Source organism: Pedobacter sp. KBW06, from assembly GCF_003852525.1.
GTDB lineage: Bacteria > Bacteroidota > Bacteroidia > Sphingobacteriales > Sphingobacteriaceae > Pedobacter.
Genome location: NZ_QAJL01000001.1, coordinates 1,970,061 through 1,987,446 on the forward strand (window position 1 = coordinate 1,970,061; position 17,386 = coordinate 1,987,446).

Below are 17,386 nucleotides of genomic sequence, written 5' to 3' on the forward strand. Positions count from 1 at the left end.
AATATTCTTAATCAGCCATTCTGGTCAGTCTTTTCTATTTAAAGCTGACAGCATGGCTGATATTTTTTATTGGCAAACCTTTTGAGTTTAGATCCAAAAATTCTACTATACCATGTTTAGCAAGAAGAAAAAAAACGACATCGAAGATCCTATTGTGGAAAATACTGCTGATGAGCAGGTAACCAGCGAGCAAGCCGAAGAAAGTGCAGATGCCGCTTCAACTGAAGAAGTTCAACCTGAAATCTCTGTTGAGGAAAAATTACAACAAGAAGTTGCAGCTTTAAATGATAAATACCTGCGCCTGTTTGCAGAGTTTGACAACTATAAACGTCGTACTCAAAAAGAACGCGTAGAGCTTTTACAAACTGCAGGTAAAGACGTGATCATTTCTATGCTTCCTGTATTAGATGATTTTGACCGTGCCAATAAGGCAATGGACGGAGCAACGGATATCAATCCAATCCGCGAAGGTATTGCTTTGGTTCACCATAAATTAAAAAGCGTATTAGGACAGAAAGGCCTGAAAGAAATGGAAAGCATCAGCACTCCTTTTGATACAGACCTTCATGAAGCGATAACAAAAATCCCTGCTCCAAATGAAGAGTTGAAAGGAAAAGTTATAGACGAATTAGAAAAAGGATACACTTTAAACGACAAGGTAATACGCTTTGCCAAAGTCGTAGTAGGTAGTTAATATTTTATGAGCAAAAGAGATTATTATGATGTGCTTGGTGTATCCAAGAGTTCATCCGCCGAAGAGATAAAAAAGGCTTATCGCAAACTGGCCATCAAGTTTCACCCGGATAAAAATCCGAATGACAAGACGGCTGAGGATAAGTTTAAGGAAGCAGCCGAGGCTTACGAGATTTTAAGTAATCCGGAGAAAAAACAACGTTATGACCATTATGGCCATGCCGGTGTTGGTGGTGCTTCAGGTAACGGCGGCGGATATGGCGGCGGCGGCATGAACATGGAAGATATCTTCAGCCAGTTTGGCGATATCTTTGGTGGCGGTGGCGGCAGTCCATTTGATAGCTTCTTTGGCGGCGGCGGACAGCAATCTCGTGGTGGTGGCAGACGTGTGGCAAAAGGCACTAACCTGCGCATCAAGGTAAAACTTACCCTGGAAGAGATTGCCAACGGCACAGAAAAGAAAATTAAAGTAAATAAACAGATTACCTGTAAAACCTGCGATGGATCAGGTGCCAAAGACCGCAATTCGGTAAGCACCTGTCAGACTTGCGGGGGAAGCGGAGCGGTACGCAGGGTCACCAATACGATATTGGGCCAGATGCAAACCACTGCAACCTGCCCTACCTGTAATGGTAGCGGTTCACAGATTACCTCTAAATGTAATTCCTGCCATGGTGAAGGCATCGTTCGCGGTGAAGAAACCATTACTATCAACATCCCTGCAGGTGTAAGTGATGGCATGCAGCTGAGCATGAGCGGAAAAGGTAATGCTGCCCCTAACGGCGGTATTCCGGGAGACCTGATCATTCTGATTGAAGAAGTAGCCCACGAAACCCTGAAACGCGAAGGAAACAATGTGGTTTATGACCTGCATGTATCTATCATTGATGCAGCATTGGGTTATAGCGCAGAAGTTCCTACCATTGACGGTAAAGCGAAAATCAAAATCGAACCAGGTACCCAAAGCGGCAAATTATTGCGTTTGAAAGGCAAAGGCCTTCCTGAAATCAACTCTTATCACCGTGGTGATCAGATCATCCACATCAACATCTGGACACCTAAAGCATTGAGTTCGGAAGAAAGAAGCATGCTGGAGAAATTGAGGGAATCACCGAACTTCAAACCTCAGCCAGGAAAGAATGACAAAAGCTTCTTCGAGAAGATGAAAGAATATTTCGAGTAAAATTTACTCCTGAATAGGTATTAAAGCGGGATCATTTAAAAAATGATCCCGCTTTTTTTATTGGTCTTTTTTGTAACATTTTGTCACAAAGCGCTACTAATTACATGACTAATAAAACTAATACATGCTCATAATCAAGAATATTGTTAAACAATACGCGAACCACCGCGCATTGGATGATGTCAGCCTGCAGGTAGAAAAAGGCAAAATCTTCGGTCTTCTGGGGCCTAATGGTGCCGGAAAAACTTCCCTGATCAGGATCATCACTCAAATTACTGCTCCCGATAGTGGTGAGGTTTTGTTCAATGGAGAAAGGCTCAATGTAGACCACATCTCTCAAATTGGCTATTTGCCCGAAGAACGAGGCCTGTACAAAAAAATGGAAATCGGCGAGCAGGTCCTGTACCTCGCCAAACTGAAAGGGCTAAGCACCGCCGAGGCCACCAAAAGAATCCGGTTTTGGTTTGAAAAACTGGAAATGGCCGACTGGTGGAAGAAAAAAGTCGAAGACCTCAGTAAAGGAATGCAGCAAAAAGTCCAGTTTGTGGCTACCGTATTGCATCAGCCTGAACTCATCATACTCGATGAACCCTTCTCAGGTTTCGATCCGGTAAATGCAGACATTATAAAGAATGAAATCCTGGAATTAAACAAGGCAGGCGCTACCTTTATCTTCTCCACCCATAGAATGGAATCTGTTGAAGAACTCTGTGACAACATTGCCCTCATCCACCGCTCGAAGAAAATTCTGGACGGCCCCGTGAAGGAGATCAGAGAACAATACCGCAACAATACCTTTTGGCTGGAATATGAAGGTGATTATAACGTTGAAAACTCAAATCAGCTTTTTGAAGTATTGCAGGCAGAAACTGTAAACGGGAAAACCCAGCTGAAGATCAAGATCCGGGAACAGCAAAATGCCAACCAGGTCTTATCGGCATTACTTCCACATGTATCCATTAACCGCCTGGATGAAGTAATCCCAACCATGAACGACATTTTCATTCAAAAAGTAACACAAACAGACCAAAAGCCATGAACAAAATCTTACTCATCATACAAAGAGAATACTTATCCAGGGTAAAAAAGAAGTCGTTCATCATCATGACTTTACTTACACCACTGATCGTTGCAGGCTTTTATGGACTGATCATTTACTTTTCCATTCAGGGCGTAAAGGGAACCTTTAATAAAGTTGCCGTAGTCAACAACAACAAATCTTTAACGGAGAAACTCCAGCCGACTAAAAATATAGGCTACACCTATGTCAATGAATCGCTGGAAGCAATGAAATCATCTCTAAAGACCACCAAATACGATTATATTCTCTACCTGCCGGAATTCGACATCAGCTCTCCCAAGGGAATCCAGCTGATCGGTACCAAGCAAGCCGGGCTTTCCCTCAGTAACCGCGTGTCGGGAGATATTGAAGAACTGATCCGTACACAGAAATTAAAAGCATCAGGTATTTCCCAGACAGACCTGGATGGCTTAAAAACTGATGTGAATATTGATACTAAAAAGATCGGTGAAGCCGGAAAAGAAGAAGATTCCAGTGCGGGTGCGAGTACCATTATCGGAACAGCAGCCGGGATATTCATGTTTATGTTCATCCTTTTGTACGGAATACAGGTGATGCGTGGGGTCATTGAAGAGAAAACCAGCCGAATTATCGAAGTGATGATCTCTTCAGTAAAACCTTTCCAGCTGATGATGGGTAAAATCATCGGCATCGCCCTGGTAGGACTGACACAATTTGTACTCTGGATTGTGCTTACTGCATCCATCTCTACCCTTGCTGTCAGTGCTTTTGTGGGCAAGGATGCCATCGCACAGAATACTTCAGTGGCCATAAAAGCTAAAGACGGAACCAGCATCTCTCCCGCAGTGAATAGTCCTGTAGACAGTCCGGTACTGGCCATGCAGAAAAGTCTGGCCAGTTTAGACCTGACGAAAATCATTCTGGTATTTATATTTTTCTTTATCGGCGGATATTTATTTTACAGTGCCCTCTATGCAGCTATTGGTTCTGCCGTAGATTCGGAAACCGAGACCCAGCAGTTTATGATGCCGGTGATGATGCCTTTACTGGTCGGTTATGCCCTTTCTTTAAGTGTAGTAATCAATGATCCATATGGTCCGATCGCTTTCTGGTTATCCATGATTCCATTTACCTCTCCTATTGCGATGGTAGTCCGCTTGCCTTATGGCGTTCCAGACTGGCAATTGGCATTATCTATGCTGATCCTCGTGGTTGGATTTGTTGGCACGGTTTGGCTGGCCTCAAGAATATATAGAGTTGGTATCCTCATGTACGGTAAAAAGACAAGTCTGAAAGAAATGATTAAATGGTTTACCTATAAAAATTAACCCGAATGAAGGTTGCTGTTATTGACCTTGGAACGAATACCTTCCACCTGATCATTGCTGAACTTACAGCAGATGATGCCAGGATTTGCTATAAAACAAACCTTCCCGTGCGACTTGGGGAAGGAAAGATCAATGACAATTTCATCATCCAGGAGGCCTTTGAAAGAGGCCTCCTGGCATTGGAAAAGTTTAGCCTGCTCATTAAGGAGCATGACGTTGAGCTCGTCAAAGCCACCGCTACCTCTGCCATCCGAAGTGCAGAAAACGGAGTCAGCTTTGTTAAAGCCGCCAAAAATTATGCAGGAATCGACATTGAAGTGATCAGTGGCGATGAGGAAGCAGAATACATTTTTAAAGGAGTCAGGGCTACGGGAGTCATTGACCAGAGCTCCCTCATTATGGATATCGGAGGCGGCAGTACCGAGTTTATCATTTGCAATAAAGAAGCACTGCTCTGGAAGAAAAGCTACAATATTGGCGCTGCACGCTTAATGCAGGCCTTCTTTCATTCTGACCCCATTACCACAGCCGATCAAAATGCGATTACACGTCATTTAGATGCAGAATTAGGTGATTTAAAGGAAGTACTGAACTTATACCAGCCTAAACATTTAATTGGCTCAGCAGGCGCCTTTGAGACTTTTACAGGGATGCTATATCCGGAATTAAGCCTGAAAGAGACGAAATACCATCCTATCGACATTCCGGCCTACAAAGCATTATCAGCTACCTTCGTTGCTTCCAGTCATGAAGAACGGGAAAAGATGCCCGGACTCATCCGCTTAAGGGTAGACATGATCGTGATGGCTTCCATACTGACAGACTATATCCTGTCGGCAGGAAATATTGAAAAGCTGAGTTTATCTACCTACGACCTTAAAATGGGTGTATTGTCCGACCTGCAAAATTAAACCGCCCAGCTCTGATCCGCTAAAACCTTATATAGCTTTTCTGTAGGCAGTCCCATGACATTGGTATAAGAACCAATTATTTTTTTCACGGCAACCATACCAATCCAGTCCTGAATTCCATAAGCCCCTGCTTTATCCATTGGCTTATAGTTTTTGATATAATAGCTGATCTGTTCAGGGCTTAGGTCATTGAAAAAAACCTCCGTTGTATCATAGAAAGAGCGCATCTCCCCATTGCATATTAAACTTACTCCGGTATATACCTGATGATTGGTGCCGGATAGTTTGGTCAGCATTTCAGTAGCATGGTGCGCGTCTTCCGGTTTACCCAGAATCTCTCCGTTATACGCCACAATGGTATCAGCGGTAATAATGATACTTCCCTGGCTGTCTTCATCAAATGCTTTGGCTTTCTTTTCAGCAATGTACACCGCAATTTCAGCCGGAAGAAGCTCCTCAGGGTAACTTTCATCAACGTCCTTTAGCACGACTTTAAAATCGAGGTTCATGGCGCTTAACAATTCTTGTCTGCGTGGAGATTTGGAGGCCAGGATAATGGGAAGTCTTTGCTGATACATATTACATTTTTGTGCAAAAATAACAAAAGCGGCCAAAGGCCGCTTCTGTTATTTGTATTAATTGATCTTTATTGGTTTCCCCCAGGTTTCTGGCCATCGCCTCTCCCGCCTCTTTTCATTTTATCTTTACGTTCTGCTCTCCAGGTTTCGTAAGTTTTTTTCTGATCTTCAGTTAGCAATGCACTGATTTTGGCATCAGTTTCATCATTTAATTTCTGCATTTCAGCCCTTCTCGCGTCTTTATCACCTGAACCTGCTTCACGCGCTTTATCTACCGCATTGGCCTGGTCCAGAAAGATCGCCGTAACTTTCGTTTTCTGATCATCATTCAGTCCTAATTTTTTGCTTAGCCCTTCTGCATTCCTTTGTGCTCTTTCTTCAGGAGTTCTCATTTTGCGACCACCATCTTGCTGAGCGTGTGCGAATGTAATTACACTGAATAACAGTCCGCAAATCATCAATAATTTTTTCATAGGATTCTAATATTTAACCGGTTCTATTGTTTTTTAAAGATTAGAGGAGCCGGAAGGAATTTAGTTTAATCCCTACAAAGTAACATACGTGTTACAAAAGAAAAGTAATATTATTTACCTGAATCTGCGGCAGAAGGATGTTCATCAAACCATTGCTCCTGTACGCGAAGTACTTTTTCGATAATGTCCCTTACTGCAGTTTTACCACCGGTATAAGGGGATATATATTGAGAAATGGCTTTAATTTCCGGAACAGCATCTGCCGGACAGGTAGGGAGCCCTACCAGTTTCATGACTTTGAGATCAGGGATGTCATCTCCCATATACAGGACCTGACTGGCCTCAGTCTGGTTTTTTTTCAGGTATTGATGGAAAACCTGTACTTTATCAGAAACGCCCAGAAAGATGGCCTTAATGCCTAAACCTTCGAAGCGTTTTTGCATGGCCTGACCTTTTCCGCCGGAGATGATGCAAACCTGAAATCCACGTTTCACCGCCAGCTGAAGGGCATAACCATCTTTAATATTAAATGTCCGCAAAAACTCCCCCGAATCAGAGGCCAAGATATCACCATTGGTTAATACTCCATCTACATCGAATATAAATGTCGTGATCTCTTTAAGTTTTTGCAGAAACATCAGGTCTAGTCTTGGTTATCTCTCCATTCGTAAACCCAGGCAGACTGGATTTGCTCCAGGTGGCCTTCTGTACTTTCTTCCTTGGTTCCTTTAAAATTAGGCAGGCTTAAAACCCATTCTAATAATTCAGTAAATCTGATACGGTATATTTTGGCTTCATTGAATTCGTCCCCAAATTTCTCATATAACTCCTGAGCGATATCCTCGTGGTCGTTCCAATAAATTGGTAAAGCAAATTTATCTTGCATATTGTTTGTTTGTTAATTAATGACCTAAAAACTCGGATTGATCAGGGATGGTTACTTCAATATCCCCACTGATCACCACACACTGGCAACCCAGTCTGGAGGTAATTCTCGGGCGAACTGCGCGGTCAATAAAGTCTTCTTCCTTATCGGAAATTTCCTGTATATCGTCCATTCCTTTAGTCACATATACATGACAGGTACTACAACCGCATACTCCCCCGCAGTTGTGCTGTAATTCTATTCCGTGATCATGGCATACATCAAGAACCGATTCCCCTCCAGCTATTGGAAGTTCTACTGATTCTTTGCCCTGCTCTTCAAAATTTATCTTTAATTTATAAATACTCATAATTAGGTCTCAAAAATAAGCACCAAAAACCGCAATTACACGATTAATGTGTTTTTTTAATGCTTTTACTCAAAGTTTCATAGATATCCTTCAATTCGGGCATATCTTTCAACAATTCTTTATGTTTTATAATCGTCTGTTCGTCGTTACGAATGGCGGGTCCGGTCTGTACTTCTGCCGGAAAAGCATCCTGAACCTTTACTGCCGTTTCCATAATCAGTGGCCTTAAAATCTCAAAATCCAGGTCGTTCTTTTGCAGGATCTCATGACTTAAAGTATAGAGGTGATTTACAAAGTTACAGGCAAACACCGCCGAGAGGTGTAAAATCCTTCTCTTTTCAGAGTTTACCTCATATACCAGCGGACTCAGCATCCGGGCAATAGATTTTAGGGCATCCAGTGTTTCCTGATCTTTAGCTTCGATGCAAAGCGGAACATGTTTAAAATCCAGGGCTTTTTGTTTAGAGAAAGTTTGCAAAGGATACAAAATGCCGAAGTTCATCCCGCTTTCCGGAAATACCCCGATATCTGTCGCCCCGGACGTATGAACCACCATACCATTCACACCGGCTAAAGCTTTCACCACCTCAGGAATAGCATCATCTTTTACCGCGATGAGGTATAAATCAGCCTCAGGATCGATTTCTTTTAGATCAGAGATCGGTTCTGCTCCGGTTGCCAGCGCCAGTTCGGCAGCATGGTCCTGATTTTTACTCCAGATTTGAAGCAGCTCTGCAGCACCTGCTTTAAAAGCATTTGCAAAATGTGTAGCTACATTTCCCGAACCGATACAAACAATTTTCATCTCTTAGGCAATGGTAAATTAAACGGTTTTAACTTCTTTTTGTCTCCTAAAGATCGATAGCAAAAATCCGATCACCATGACTATTGTTCCTGCCCAGTATAAATTGATATAAGGGAATTCAATGGCTTTAAATACCACCCAGTCTTTTGCCTGCTGAGGTTTTTCAAACACCTGTAATTCCACTTTTTGCTGATCAGGAAGTACTTTGGTGAACCTGAATCTCAATCCCAGTTCATCAATGTTACGTGCAAAATCAAATGTATTGTTTCCTTTTACCAGGAAGATCGGTTCTGTTTTATAGGTCTTTCCGTTAACCACCACTTCTAAAGGCAAACCTACGGCAAGATCACCAGGCGCCAATGCCAGGCTTTTCGCCTTCGGCTGATTGTTCAGTCCTTTTACCGTAATGATTCCGCTGCTGGTATGCAGGGTATCTCCTGTGCTTACCTTTACAATCCTTGGTGCTTTATAGTTTTCTTCCGGATTCGTTTCTTCATGATCCCCGCGGGTTTGTTTTTTATCCGGTGCACTCGTGATGTGTGTATAAACATCATAAGTAAGGTAATGTTTGGTATCCGGAGAAGCAATTAAGCCCATTTTCTCATTCGCCTGAACGTGAGGGTTCAATTCAAAATCTTCTTTCAGCTTACCTGTTTCCTCATCATAAACCTTAAAGTTTAAGGTAAAGATTGTATTTGGGGCTACGGTTGTATCTCTGGTATAGGTAACGGTATACCTGCCCATTTTCTTAGGCTCGTTTTTGTAGAGTACGATGTTTTCACCAGGTTTCTCTGCTTTTTCAAAATCCTTCACCGGGATGAAGTTCGTTGCATTCAGGGAGATGGGCTTATTTGTTGCTGCTGCAACCAATGCGCCAACCAATAGTAAGGCAAATCCCATATGCGCTACTGCTGCACCTACCAGTTTACGTTTCCCGCCAAAAGCTTGTCCCAGGATCCTTGCATTGGCGAGGATGGCGAACACACAGCTAAAGGTCAGCAGGATGTACATTAGATTGGTGTAGATATTCGTCAGGTAAACAAAACCTGCGGTAATGACCACTGCAAACAGAATAGAAGCAATCAGACTGCTGTAAAATTTACGCGTATCTGTTCTCTTGTATTTCATGAACTGAGAGAAACCCGAAATAAACGTCACCAGGATGGCAAAAGGTGCCTGCCATTGGTTGTAATATTTGATCGCATCAATCGGAGGGGCAAATTTAGTTCCGAATGCCGCATTGAATACCGGTACTGAAGTAGAGAAGATCACCTGAATACAGGCTACCGTAACCACCAATGCACCGATAAACATCCAGAATTCTCTGGAATAAGTTTCTTCGTCTTTATTCGTGATCGGCAATTCTTTCCATCTCGAGATCAACAGGTACACTGGTAAGGCCAGGAATACCACATTGTATAAGATCAGGTGACCAAACATCCCAAGATCCGTGAAAGAGTGAACCGAAGTTTCTCCAAGAATTCCACTTCTAGTAAGGAAGGATGCGTACAATACCAGTACAAAGCTGATGATCACCAAAATGATGGCCGTAAAGAAGGAATGTCCTGTATTTTTGAAAGCGATCATCACATGAACACCTGCAATCAGGGTAAGCCATGGAATGATAGATGCATTTTCTACCGGGTCCCATGCCCAGAAACCACCGAAATTCAGGGCTTCATAAGCCCAGAAAGAGCCCATAATGATTCCTGTTCCCAATATCATCACCGCGAATAGTGCCCATGGCATCGCTGGTTTAACCCATTCTTTATATTTCCTTTGCCATAAACCCGTTACTGCATACGCGAAGGGAACAATCATACTGGCAAATCCAAGGAATAAGGTTGGCGGATGGATCACCATCCAATAGTTTTGCAATAAAGGGTTCAAACCACGTCCGTCAGTAATGAACTTCAGGTAGTTTTTATAGTTTTCCGCATCGGCAAATACTACCGGTGCCATGTCTTTAAGGTTTACGGCTTCCCTCAACAGGATAAAAGGAGAACTTCCGATTCTTTCACCGAAGATTTGTACCCCAAGGAGCATGGAAGTCAGGAATACCTGTGAGAAAGCAACGATAGTCATTACCCCGTTTTCCCAGGTTTTGGCTTTCCAGATTAAAACCGCACCGAGCAAAGCTTGCCAGAATGCCCATAACCAGAAACTTCCCTCCTGTCCTTCCCAAAAAGCAGAAACGATATAATATACCGGAAGCGCTTTGGAAGAGTGAGAATAAACGTAGTAATATTCGTTATTGTGATTTAGGATGAGGTAAAATAAGGTGATGCCGATCCCCAGGATACTTACCCAGTTTATTAAGAATGAAATCCGTCCTAAGCGGGTCCATGATTGATCTCCAAGGTCTTTATTCTTTGCAGCGAAAAAATAAGAAATCGCTGAGAGTAAAGAAGCGGCAAACGCTAAAACAATAAAGAATTGGCCGATTTTACCGGGCAGGAGGTTCTCTCCAATAAATTGTATATCCATTAAGATTAGTTGTATTTTATTACCTGACCGTCCTCTTTCACTTCCACAAGATCATTGTTGTATTTAGAAGGACATTTCATTAATATTTTTGAAGCATAAAAGGTATTATCTTTCATTTTACCGATTAAAACTAATTTTTCTGAACGTTCGAAATCCTGAGGTTTTGTTCCATTGTAAACCACTTTGTTTACAAGACCTTTTTCATCTTTCATGTAGAAAGCAAAATGATTGGCATCTTTCTGTGCATCATAGTACATCCCTTTCGTTTTTTCCCAATATCCCATGACATGGAATTCACGCGGGTCTTTTGCAGCTTCGGAGAAAGTAGAATAGCTGCTGGTGTCGGCATTCAGACTAATTAAGAACCCTACACATATTGCTATTGTAATTAAACCAATAATTGCACTTTTTCTCATGATGCTAATAAAAATTTAGAATGATACAAAGATAAAAAATATAAGTACCTAAAGTCTTTTAGGGCCGTGCAAATCACTTTGATGACGATTTATTGATAGTTCTCTGACAAAAACACTAAGATTGAAGCAGTTCCTTCCTGAAAAACAAAATATTTCTAGGGTTTCAGGTACGCTGTTTTGATGAATTCCGGCATTTCCCTACGGAGTTTCAGCACTTTTGGCATGGAGATTTTCCGGATATAGCTATCCCATAAATTACGTTTATAGTAATCCTGGTGTTCCATTTCTGCCGGATAAATGATTTTGAAAGGAATTAACTCGGTCGCCACCGGAATATTTCGATAAATCGAGGCCTCCAGCCGGTCAATTACCCGACGAATGGTCCTGTATTCTTCCGGCGAGCGAAAAAAAGCGATTGAACGATATTCCGTTCCCAGATCGGGGCCCTGTCCATCCACCTGTGTAGGGTCATGCGCATGAAAGAAAGCCTCGCAGAGTTGTTCAAAGGAGATTACTTTCGGATCGTAGTAAACCTGAACCGCTTCTGCATGCCCCGAAGTTTTTGACATCACCTTTGGGTAATCCGGGTTTGCAGTTGTTCCTCCGGAATACCCACTAATCACTTTGTGTACTCCTTTTAACTCTATCATACCCTCTTGTAATGCCCAAAAACAACCACCTGCAAAAGTAGCCAGCTGCTCACCGGGCTTTGGCGGCCCAATCAGCGCAAAGCCATTCTTACTCTCCAGTTGCTGTGCGGCCGGCCCTGAACTGCAGGACAGGAAAAACATCAGCAATAAAACAAAGATTACTTTCGGTATTCGCATCGTTGAAAATTCTCCAGATTGATCTCTACAAGATACGCGAATCTACAACGTGAAGATTTGCGGATGAAACAGTATGAAAAAAATATGACACAAAAAAAGAGGGCTGATAAACAGCCCTCCTTTTCGAATAATAAGTTGACATTCCTTATGGCCAGATACCAAGGTTCATATAAGAAATGGCAATTTTGTCGATTGAACCAACAAAAGCAGCAGTTCTTAAAGTCTCAATACCAGGTTTGGTCATTAAAGTTTCTCTGATCTCATGGTAAGAATGGATCATGGTATCTTCCAGTCCGGAGTTTACCAATTCCAGTTCCGAAGCTCCTTTAACAATCATTAAGCGGTGTTCAGCAGGAATGCTTTTACCGGTAAGACTTTCCAGGGTATTGATCAGGTTTCTGTTAGAGTTCTCTGCATAACGGTTTTCCATACGGCCAAACGCTACGTGAGAAAGATTTTTCAACCACTCAAAGTAAGATACGGTTACACCACCTGCATTACAGTACATATCAGGAATGATGATACCACCCATTTCAGTGAAGATTTCTTCTGCTTCCGGAGTACATGGTCCGTTGGCACCTTCCGCGATGATCTTCGCTTTGATGCTTCTGATGTTATCTGAAGTAATCTGATTCTCCAAAGCAGCAGGAACAAGGATATCACATGGTTGCTCCAGACCTTCCATAGAATTTTTGAATTCTGTAGCACCCGGGAAACCTAAGATAGATCCTGTTAATTTACGGTGTGCAAATACCTCATCGATAGTTAAACCGTCTGCATTGTAGATCGCACCTTCAAACTCACAAAGACCAACGATTGTTGCACCGAATTCTGCTAAGAATTTTGCAGAGTGGTAACCTACGTTACCTAATCCTTGTACGATCACTCTTTTATCGCCTAAACCAGCTGTAAGACCAATTTTAGCCATATCTTCGCCTACACTAACGCATTCTCTGATGGCATAAGCCACACCACGTCCGGTTGCTTCCTTACGTCCACGGATTCCGTGTAAAGCAATTGGTTTTCCGGTCACACAACCCAAAGCATCTAACTGACCCGGGTTCATGGTCATATATGTATCAGCGATCCAGCTCATTTCACGTTCACCTGATCCATAATCAGGAGCAGGAACGTCAATACCAGGACCGATAAAGTTCTTTTTAATTAATTCTGTCGTATAACGACGGGTGATGTTTTCCAACTCGCCAACCGTATAATTTTTGGTAGTAATTTTAATACCACCTTTAGCGCCACCGAAAGGAACGTTGACAATAGCACACTTGTACGTCATTAAAGCCGCCAAGGCCATTACTTCATCTTCATTAACCATTTCGCTATAGCGAATACCACCTTTGGTAGGACTCATGTGATGAGAGTGCTCTACACGCCATGCATCAATAACCTCGAAACCATTTCCTCTACGGATAGGGAACTGGAAACGATAGACACTGTTACAAGCTTTGATTTGGGTTAACAGACCCTCTGGATGGGAAGTAAATTGGGCGGCATTGTCAAAATTCTTGCAGACATCTGCGAAAAAATTTGTGTCGTTTGCTGTATTAGCCATTATTTGTTATTTATGAATTGAATATAAGTTCGTATCCTAATTAGGTGCAAAATTGCATTAAAAAAAACCATTAATGCAAATCCGGAATCACTTAGTGTAACGGAAACACCACATCATAAAACAAGCAAAAACAGGGCCTAAACGATTTAAAATTAGATTTTAGCCGAAGTTTTCTTTTCTATTTTTTTTAATCTTTTTTCTATCGTAAATAGAAACAAAAGCAAGCCCAGTAAGATTACCAGTACACATGCCACCACAACGTATATTTTACCAGATGCATATAGGCTATCGGTAATTGCTGAACCTTGTCCCTGAGCAAACAATTGCATGGTGATCATGAACATTAAAAAGGTTGCTGTAATTTTTTTCATCAGTATCTATTTTTTTCAGTGGATTGAAGCGATCACCTGCCTTTCGTTGTTTTTCACAAACACTATGCTAATGATGGTTTCATTTGGTATATATTATGTTCAATGGTGATGAATCCCGGAAGAGATTTTAGGGTGTTCATCAGGAATATCTTTTTAGCGATGGTCTTTTTCAAGGGTCCGAACCCGATAAAGGATCGTGTAAATCCAACATCCGATCAGGATCCAGCCCAGACATGCAGGATAGAATACCATTCTCATCCGGCTATCCAGGTCATACGCATTGAAACCCGGGTTCCCTCCATCACCTGGGTGCAGGGAATCAGCCATCCTTGGGAGTACAAAAAGCAGCACCACCATGATTGGAAAAGCAAATATGTTATAGATAGCAGAGATCTTAGCCCTTTTTTGCTCTTCATCAATCGCATTGCGAAGCACGAGGTATGCAAAATAAAGCAGAATCGCGATGGCCGCAAAGTTCTGTTTAACATCAAAGCTCCATGCCTGTCCCCAGGCAAACCTTGCCCAGATCATTCCGGTAGAAAGCCCCAGAATGCCAAAGATCACTCCGGCATTTACGCTTTCCACAGCCTTAATATCATCATGTGGATTACTATTGCTCAGGTATTTAACACTATGGAATACGGAGGTACTAAATAATACGATCATACTAAACCACATGGGAACATGGAAGTAAAGGTTTCTTATGCTTTCACGGATGATCGGTAAATCAGGTGTTTTAATCAAAAAACCTGCAATTGTTGAATAAATCACCAACACTGCGCCTAAAATTTTCCACCAGCTCTTATACATTGATCTAAAATTTAATCTTATCTATTTTATTAATCGCCAAATGTAAAGAGAAATTCGGCTAATTCTGTTATAATTAAGCCAATAAACAGACCTGATCAAATCCATCCGGATTATATTTTTTCCACCCACGAAAAGTATCAGCCCAAAAACGAATAAACGTCACAAAAAAGTTGCACACCCAAATACCATCGATTTAACTATTTATAAGCTAAAAACATACTAATCATGAAAATAGTCGCAGTAAAATCACATAAAATATTTTAAAACTATATAGTTAATAATTATATTAAACTATTAATTACAAAGAACGCTCCTTTAAAAATTAACAACCACCAATATCCTTTAAAGATCTTTAAAGCCCGATCCCTGGTTTATATTTTCCGACACAGCACATTTCAGGATATTTAGATTAATGCAATAAGCCTTTTCAACAGTTTATTCCGCATTTCGATAATAAGAAACTACAGATCCGGCTGTAATCCGGAACAACAAAACAATACATTAACTAACCAAATTTAATCTTATGTTAAAACTCAAAAACGCTCAATCCCTGAGCAGAACCGACATGAAAAATTTAATGGGTGGAACGAATGAGGATGCCTCCAGAGCCCTTTGTCCAGATTTCTGTTTCGTAGATGAAAATACAGGAGAACGCTCCTGCGGCGGCACAATGCAATGTGTAACCTACTTTTGTACCCGCAATTCGGTTGGCTACAAATGTGTTTAACAAAGCTATTGCCTTAAATCCTGTCCTTTATCGTTGACAAAAAAAAGGCCCTGTTCATCAACAGGGCCAACATGAAAAAACTTAAGAAACATCACTAAATCTCAGAACTCATGTTAAATCTTAGAAATGCAAAACCACTAAGCAGGAGCGATATGAAAGCGGCCATTGGTGGAATTCAAACCAGCAGCTTTGCCTGTATCCACTATTGTTTCGAGAACCCGGGAGGACCAACAGGTTGCGGACCCGGACAAGATTGTGTCATCTACTATTGTGGCCCGGACCATAATGAAAATTACGGATATGAATGCAGATAAAATGAACTTTCTAATCAAAGCCTACCATAGGAAGAATGTACCTCTTACACCCGCACTGAGCGTATCAGTATAGGACACAGCTGTCAACCTTTATAAAAATTCATTCATCTAAAATCAATCGTCATGTTAAAAAACAATTTAGAAAAACAAGGAAAAAAATTAGGCAGAAATGAACTAAAAGCAGTAACAGGAGGAAGCATATTCAATCCGAATTGTCCTCAGGAATGCACTTATCAGGACGACCATACCCCACTGATGCTAGGCTGCCCCAGCAATATGGACTGCGTACCATTCAGCTGTGGCGGACCAGACGAATATGGAGTTCATTGTGTATAAAACAATCTTTAAATAGCTCATTTAGCTTTTCGAGAGTACACCAACACAAGCCGGCTGCATTCCGGACAACAAAACAATACATTAACTAACCAAATTTAATCTTATGTTAAAACTGAAAAACGCTCAATCCCTGAGCAGGACCGACATGAAAAAACTAATGGGCGGTACGAATGAAGATACCGACAGAGCCTTTTGCCTCGACTCTTGCTTTCTGGACGAACAAACCGGCGAACGCTCCTGTTTTGGCGGCGAACCTTGTGAGCGATATCGCTGTAACCCTACACGGCCAACTTATGGCTACAGATGTCCGTAGACCATGTTAGCCATAAAAAATCCAATCCTCCTCAGCAGAGCTGATATGAAAAAGCTCCTGGGAGGTACAAATCACAATTCATCAAGGATGAATTGCGACGATCAGTGTGATTACGATCCTGATGCAGATACACGTGTCTGCAATGACGGCAAACACTGCGTTCCATACAGTTGCCCGGGACAGCCCGAGATCAGCAGTTATAAATGTGTGTAACCTAAAACGGATTAAATGCCGGAACTAACGGAACAGGAATACAAATCAACCATCCCCTAAATCTAAATTTATGCTAAAATTCAAAAACGCTCAGCCCCTGAGCAGAACCGAAATGAAAAACCTTCTAGGCGGCACAGCTAATGCATTAAAACCACTATGCGCTGTCCTTTGCCGGGTTGATGGAGACTGTGCCATAGGCCAATTCTGCGAGTCTTACCCATGTGTGTTTCTTGGAGAACCGACCCGCAGCTTTAAATGCGTTTTTCCGGCTTAATCAACGTCATACCATCCCTGCACTTAAATCAACCTTAGTATAAATAACTAAACTTAAACGTTATGCTTAACCTTAAAAACGCTCAGACACTGAGCAGAACTGAACTGAAAAAATTCTCAGGAGGCTTTAACGACGATAGCGCAAGAAGACCTTGCTTATCCGAATGCATCAATGATCCGGGTGGCTGGAACTATTGTCTAAATGGCGGAGAGTGCAGAATTTATTACTGCGGACCAAATACAGAAAGAGATTTCGGTTATAAGTGCCAGTAACAACTGATCAGTTCAAATACAGCCGGAATTTTAAAGTTCCGGCTGTAAATGTCAAGGTCCAGGGTTAGCTCTACACTAAAACCCAGGCCATCAAACTCAATCTTATCTTAAAAAACAACGTTAAACAAATGGAAAATAGAAAACTAAGCAGAAATGAGCTAAAAAAAATCACTGGTGGAACGAGACCAGCAAACTGCCCATACGTATGTAC

20 protein-coding genes are annotated in these 17,386 nt (G+C 41.8%); 8 read left to right on the forward strand and 12 right to left on the reverse strand.

The window, feature by feature from the left end; translation table 11 throughout:
* Positions 1 to 112: 112 nt before the first annotated feature.
* From DBR43_RS07945 to DBR43_RS07965, 5 genes are all read left to right on the forward strand, one after another.
* Entirely contained in the window at positions 113 to 694 is a 582-nt protein-coding gene (locus tag DBR43_RS07945; protein WP_124579517.1) for a nucleotide exchange factor GrpE, read from the forward strand.
* Positions 695 to 700: 6 nt separating this feature from the next.
* Positions 701 to 1,876: a molecular chaperone DnaJ gene (gene dnaJ / locus DBR43_RS07950; protein ID WP_124579519.1), complete on the forward strand. Its 1,176-nt coding sequence runs from the start codon at positions 701 to 703 to the stop codon at positions 1,874 to 1,876.
* Positions 1,877 to 2,000: 124 nt separating this feature from the next.
* On the forward strand, positions 2,001 to 2,915 hold the full coding sequence (locus DBR43_RS07955) for an ABC transporter ATP-binding protein (RefSeq protein ID WP_124579521.1): 915 nt from the start codon (positions 2,001 to 2,003) through the stop codon (positions 2,913 to 2,915).
* The gene (locus tag DBR43_RS07960) at positions 2,912 to 4,246 is read left to right on the forward strand and encodes an ABC transporter permease (protein WP_124579523.1); all 1,335 of its coding nucleotides are present in this window, start codon (positions 2,912 to 2,914) and stop codon (positions 4,244 to 4,246) included. Before DBR43_RS07955 ends, DBR43_RS07960 begins: the two co-directional genes overlap by 4 nt.
* Positions 4,247 to 4,251: 5 nt before the next feature.
* Entirely contained in the window at positions 4,252 to 5,157 is a 906-nt protein-coding gene (locus DBR43_RS07965) for an exopolyphosphatase (RefSeq protein ID WP_124579525.1), read from the forward strand.
* Here the strand turns inward: DBR43_RS07965 and DBR43_RS07970 are convergent.
* The 12 genes from DBR43_RS07970 to ccsA form a co-directional block, all read right to left on the reverse strand.
* Entirely contained in the window at positions 5,154 to 5,735 is a 582-nt protein-coding gene (locus DBR43_RS07970) for a Maf family nucleotide pyrophosphatase (RefSeq protein WP_124579527.1), read from the reverse strand. The genes DBR43_RS07965 and DBR43_RS07970 overlap by 4 nt on opposite strands.
* A 68-nt stretch (positions 5,736 to 5,803) precedes the next feature.
* Positions 5,804 to 6,208, reverse strand: a complete 405-nt coding sequence (locus DBR43_RS07975) for a hypothetical protein (RefSeq protein ID WP_124579529.1) — start codon at positions 6,206 to 6,208, stop codon at positions 5,804 to 5,806.
* A gap of 110 nt (positions 6,209 to 6,318) precedes the next feature.
* A complete protein-coding gene (locus tag DBR43_RS07980; protein WP_124579531.1) occupies positions 6,319 to 6,846 on the reverse strand; it encodes a KdsC family phosphatase in 528 nt (175 codons plus the stop codon).
* Positions 6,847 to 6,851: 5 nt separating this feature from the next.
* Positions 6,852 to 7,094: a Fe-S cluster assembly protein IscX gene (gene iscX, locus DBR43_RS07985; RefSeq protein ID WP_073230390.1), complete on the reverse strand. Its 243-nt coding sequence runs from the start codon at positions 7,092 to 7,094 to the stop codon at positions 6,852 to 6,854.
* Between the two features lie 16 nt (positions 7,095 to 7,110).
* Positions 7,111 to 7,443, reverse strand: coding sequence for a 2Fe-2S iron-sulfur cluster-binding protein (locus tag DBR43_RS07990; RefSeq protein WP_124579533.1), 333 nt, complete (start codon positions 7,441 to 7,443; stop codon positions 7,111 to 7,113).
* Positions 7,444 to 7,486: 43 nt separating this feature from the next.
* Positions 7,487 to 8,248 carry a Rossmann-like and DUF2520 domain-containing protein gene (locus tag DBR43_RS07995; protein WP_124579535.1) on the reverse strand — a complete coding sequence of 254 codons (762 nt, stop codon included), beginning with the start codon at positions 8,246 to 8,248 and terminating at the stop codon, positions 7,487 to 7,489.
* 18 nt (positions 8,249 to 8,266) lie between these two features.
* Positions 8,267 to 10,735: a heme lyase CcmF/NrfE family subunit gene (locus DBR43_RS08000; protein WP_124579537.1), complete on the reverse strand. Its 2,469-nt coding sequence runs from the start codon at positions 10,733 to 10,735 to the stop codon at positions 8,267 to 8,269.
* Between the two features lie 5 nt (positions 10,736 to 10,740).
* Positions 10,741 to 11,151, reverse strand: a complete 411-nt coding sequence (locus DBR43_RS08005) for a cytochrome c maturation protein CcmE (RefSeq protein ID WP_124579539.1) — start codon at positions 11,149 to 11,151, stop codon at positions 10,741 to 10,743.
* A gap of 155 nt (positions 11,152 to 11,306) precedes the next feature.
* Positions 11,307 to 11,978 carry a peptide-methionine (S)-S-oxide reductase MsrA gene (gene msrA, locus DBR43_RS08010; protein ID WP_124579541.1) on the reverse strand — a complete coding sequence of 224 codons (672 nt, stop codon included), beginning with the start codon at positions 11,976 to 11,978 and terminating at the stop codon, positions 11,307 to 11,309.
* 145 nt (positions 11,979 to 12,123) lie between these two features.
* A complete protein-coding gene (locus tag DBR43_RS08015) occupies positions 12,124 to 13,545 on the reverse strand; it encodes a Glu/Leu/Phe/Val family dehydrogenase (RefSeq protein WP_124579542.1) in 1,422 nt (473 codons plus the stop codon).
* A gap of 152 nt (positions 13,546 to 13,697) precedes the next feature.
* Positions 13,698 to 13,916 carry a CcmD family protein gene (locus DBR43_RS08020; protein WP_124579544.1) on the reverse strand — a complete coding sequence of 73 codons (219 nt, stop codon included), beginning with the start codon at positions 13,914 to 13,916 and terminating at the stop codon, positions 13,698 to 13,700.
* A 153-nt stretch (positions 13,917 to 14,069) separates the two neighbouring features.
* Entirely contained in the window at positions 14,070 to 14,726 is a 657-nt protein-coding gene (ccsA, locus tag DBR43_RS08025; protein WP_124579546.1) for a cytochrome c biogenesis protein CcsA, read from the reverse strand.
* An 837-nt stretch (positions 14,727 to 15,563) separates the two neighbouring features.
* Here ccsA and DBR43_RS08030 point away from each other — a divergent pair.
* The 3 genes from DBR43_RS08030 (at position 15,564) to DBR43_RS08040 (ending at position 17,175) form a co-directional block, all read left to right on the forward strand.
* A complete protein-coding gene (locus DBR43_RS08030; protein WP_124579548.1) occupies positions 15,564 to 15,767 on the forward strand; it encodes a hypothetical protein in 204 nt (67 codons plus the stop codon).
* Positions 15,768 to 15,890: 123 nt separating this feature from the next.
* A complete protein-coding gene (locus tag DBR43_RS08035; protein ID WP_124579550.1) occupies positions 15,891 to 16,103 on the forward strand; it encodes a hypothetical protein in 213 nt (70 codons plus the stop codon).
* An 862-nt stretch (positions 16,104 to 16,965) separates the two neighbouring features.
* Positions 16,966 to 17,175: a hypothetical protein gene (locus tag DBR43_RS08040; protein ID WP_124579552.1), complete on the forward strand. Its 210-nt coding sequence runs from the start codon at positions 16,966 to 16,968 to the stop codon at positions 17,173 to 17,175.
* The last annotated feature ends 211 nt before the right edge of the window (positions 17,176 to 17,386 follow it).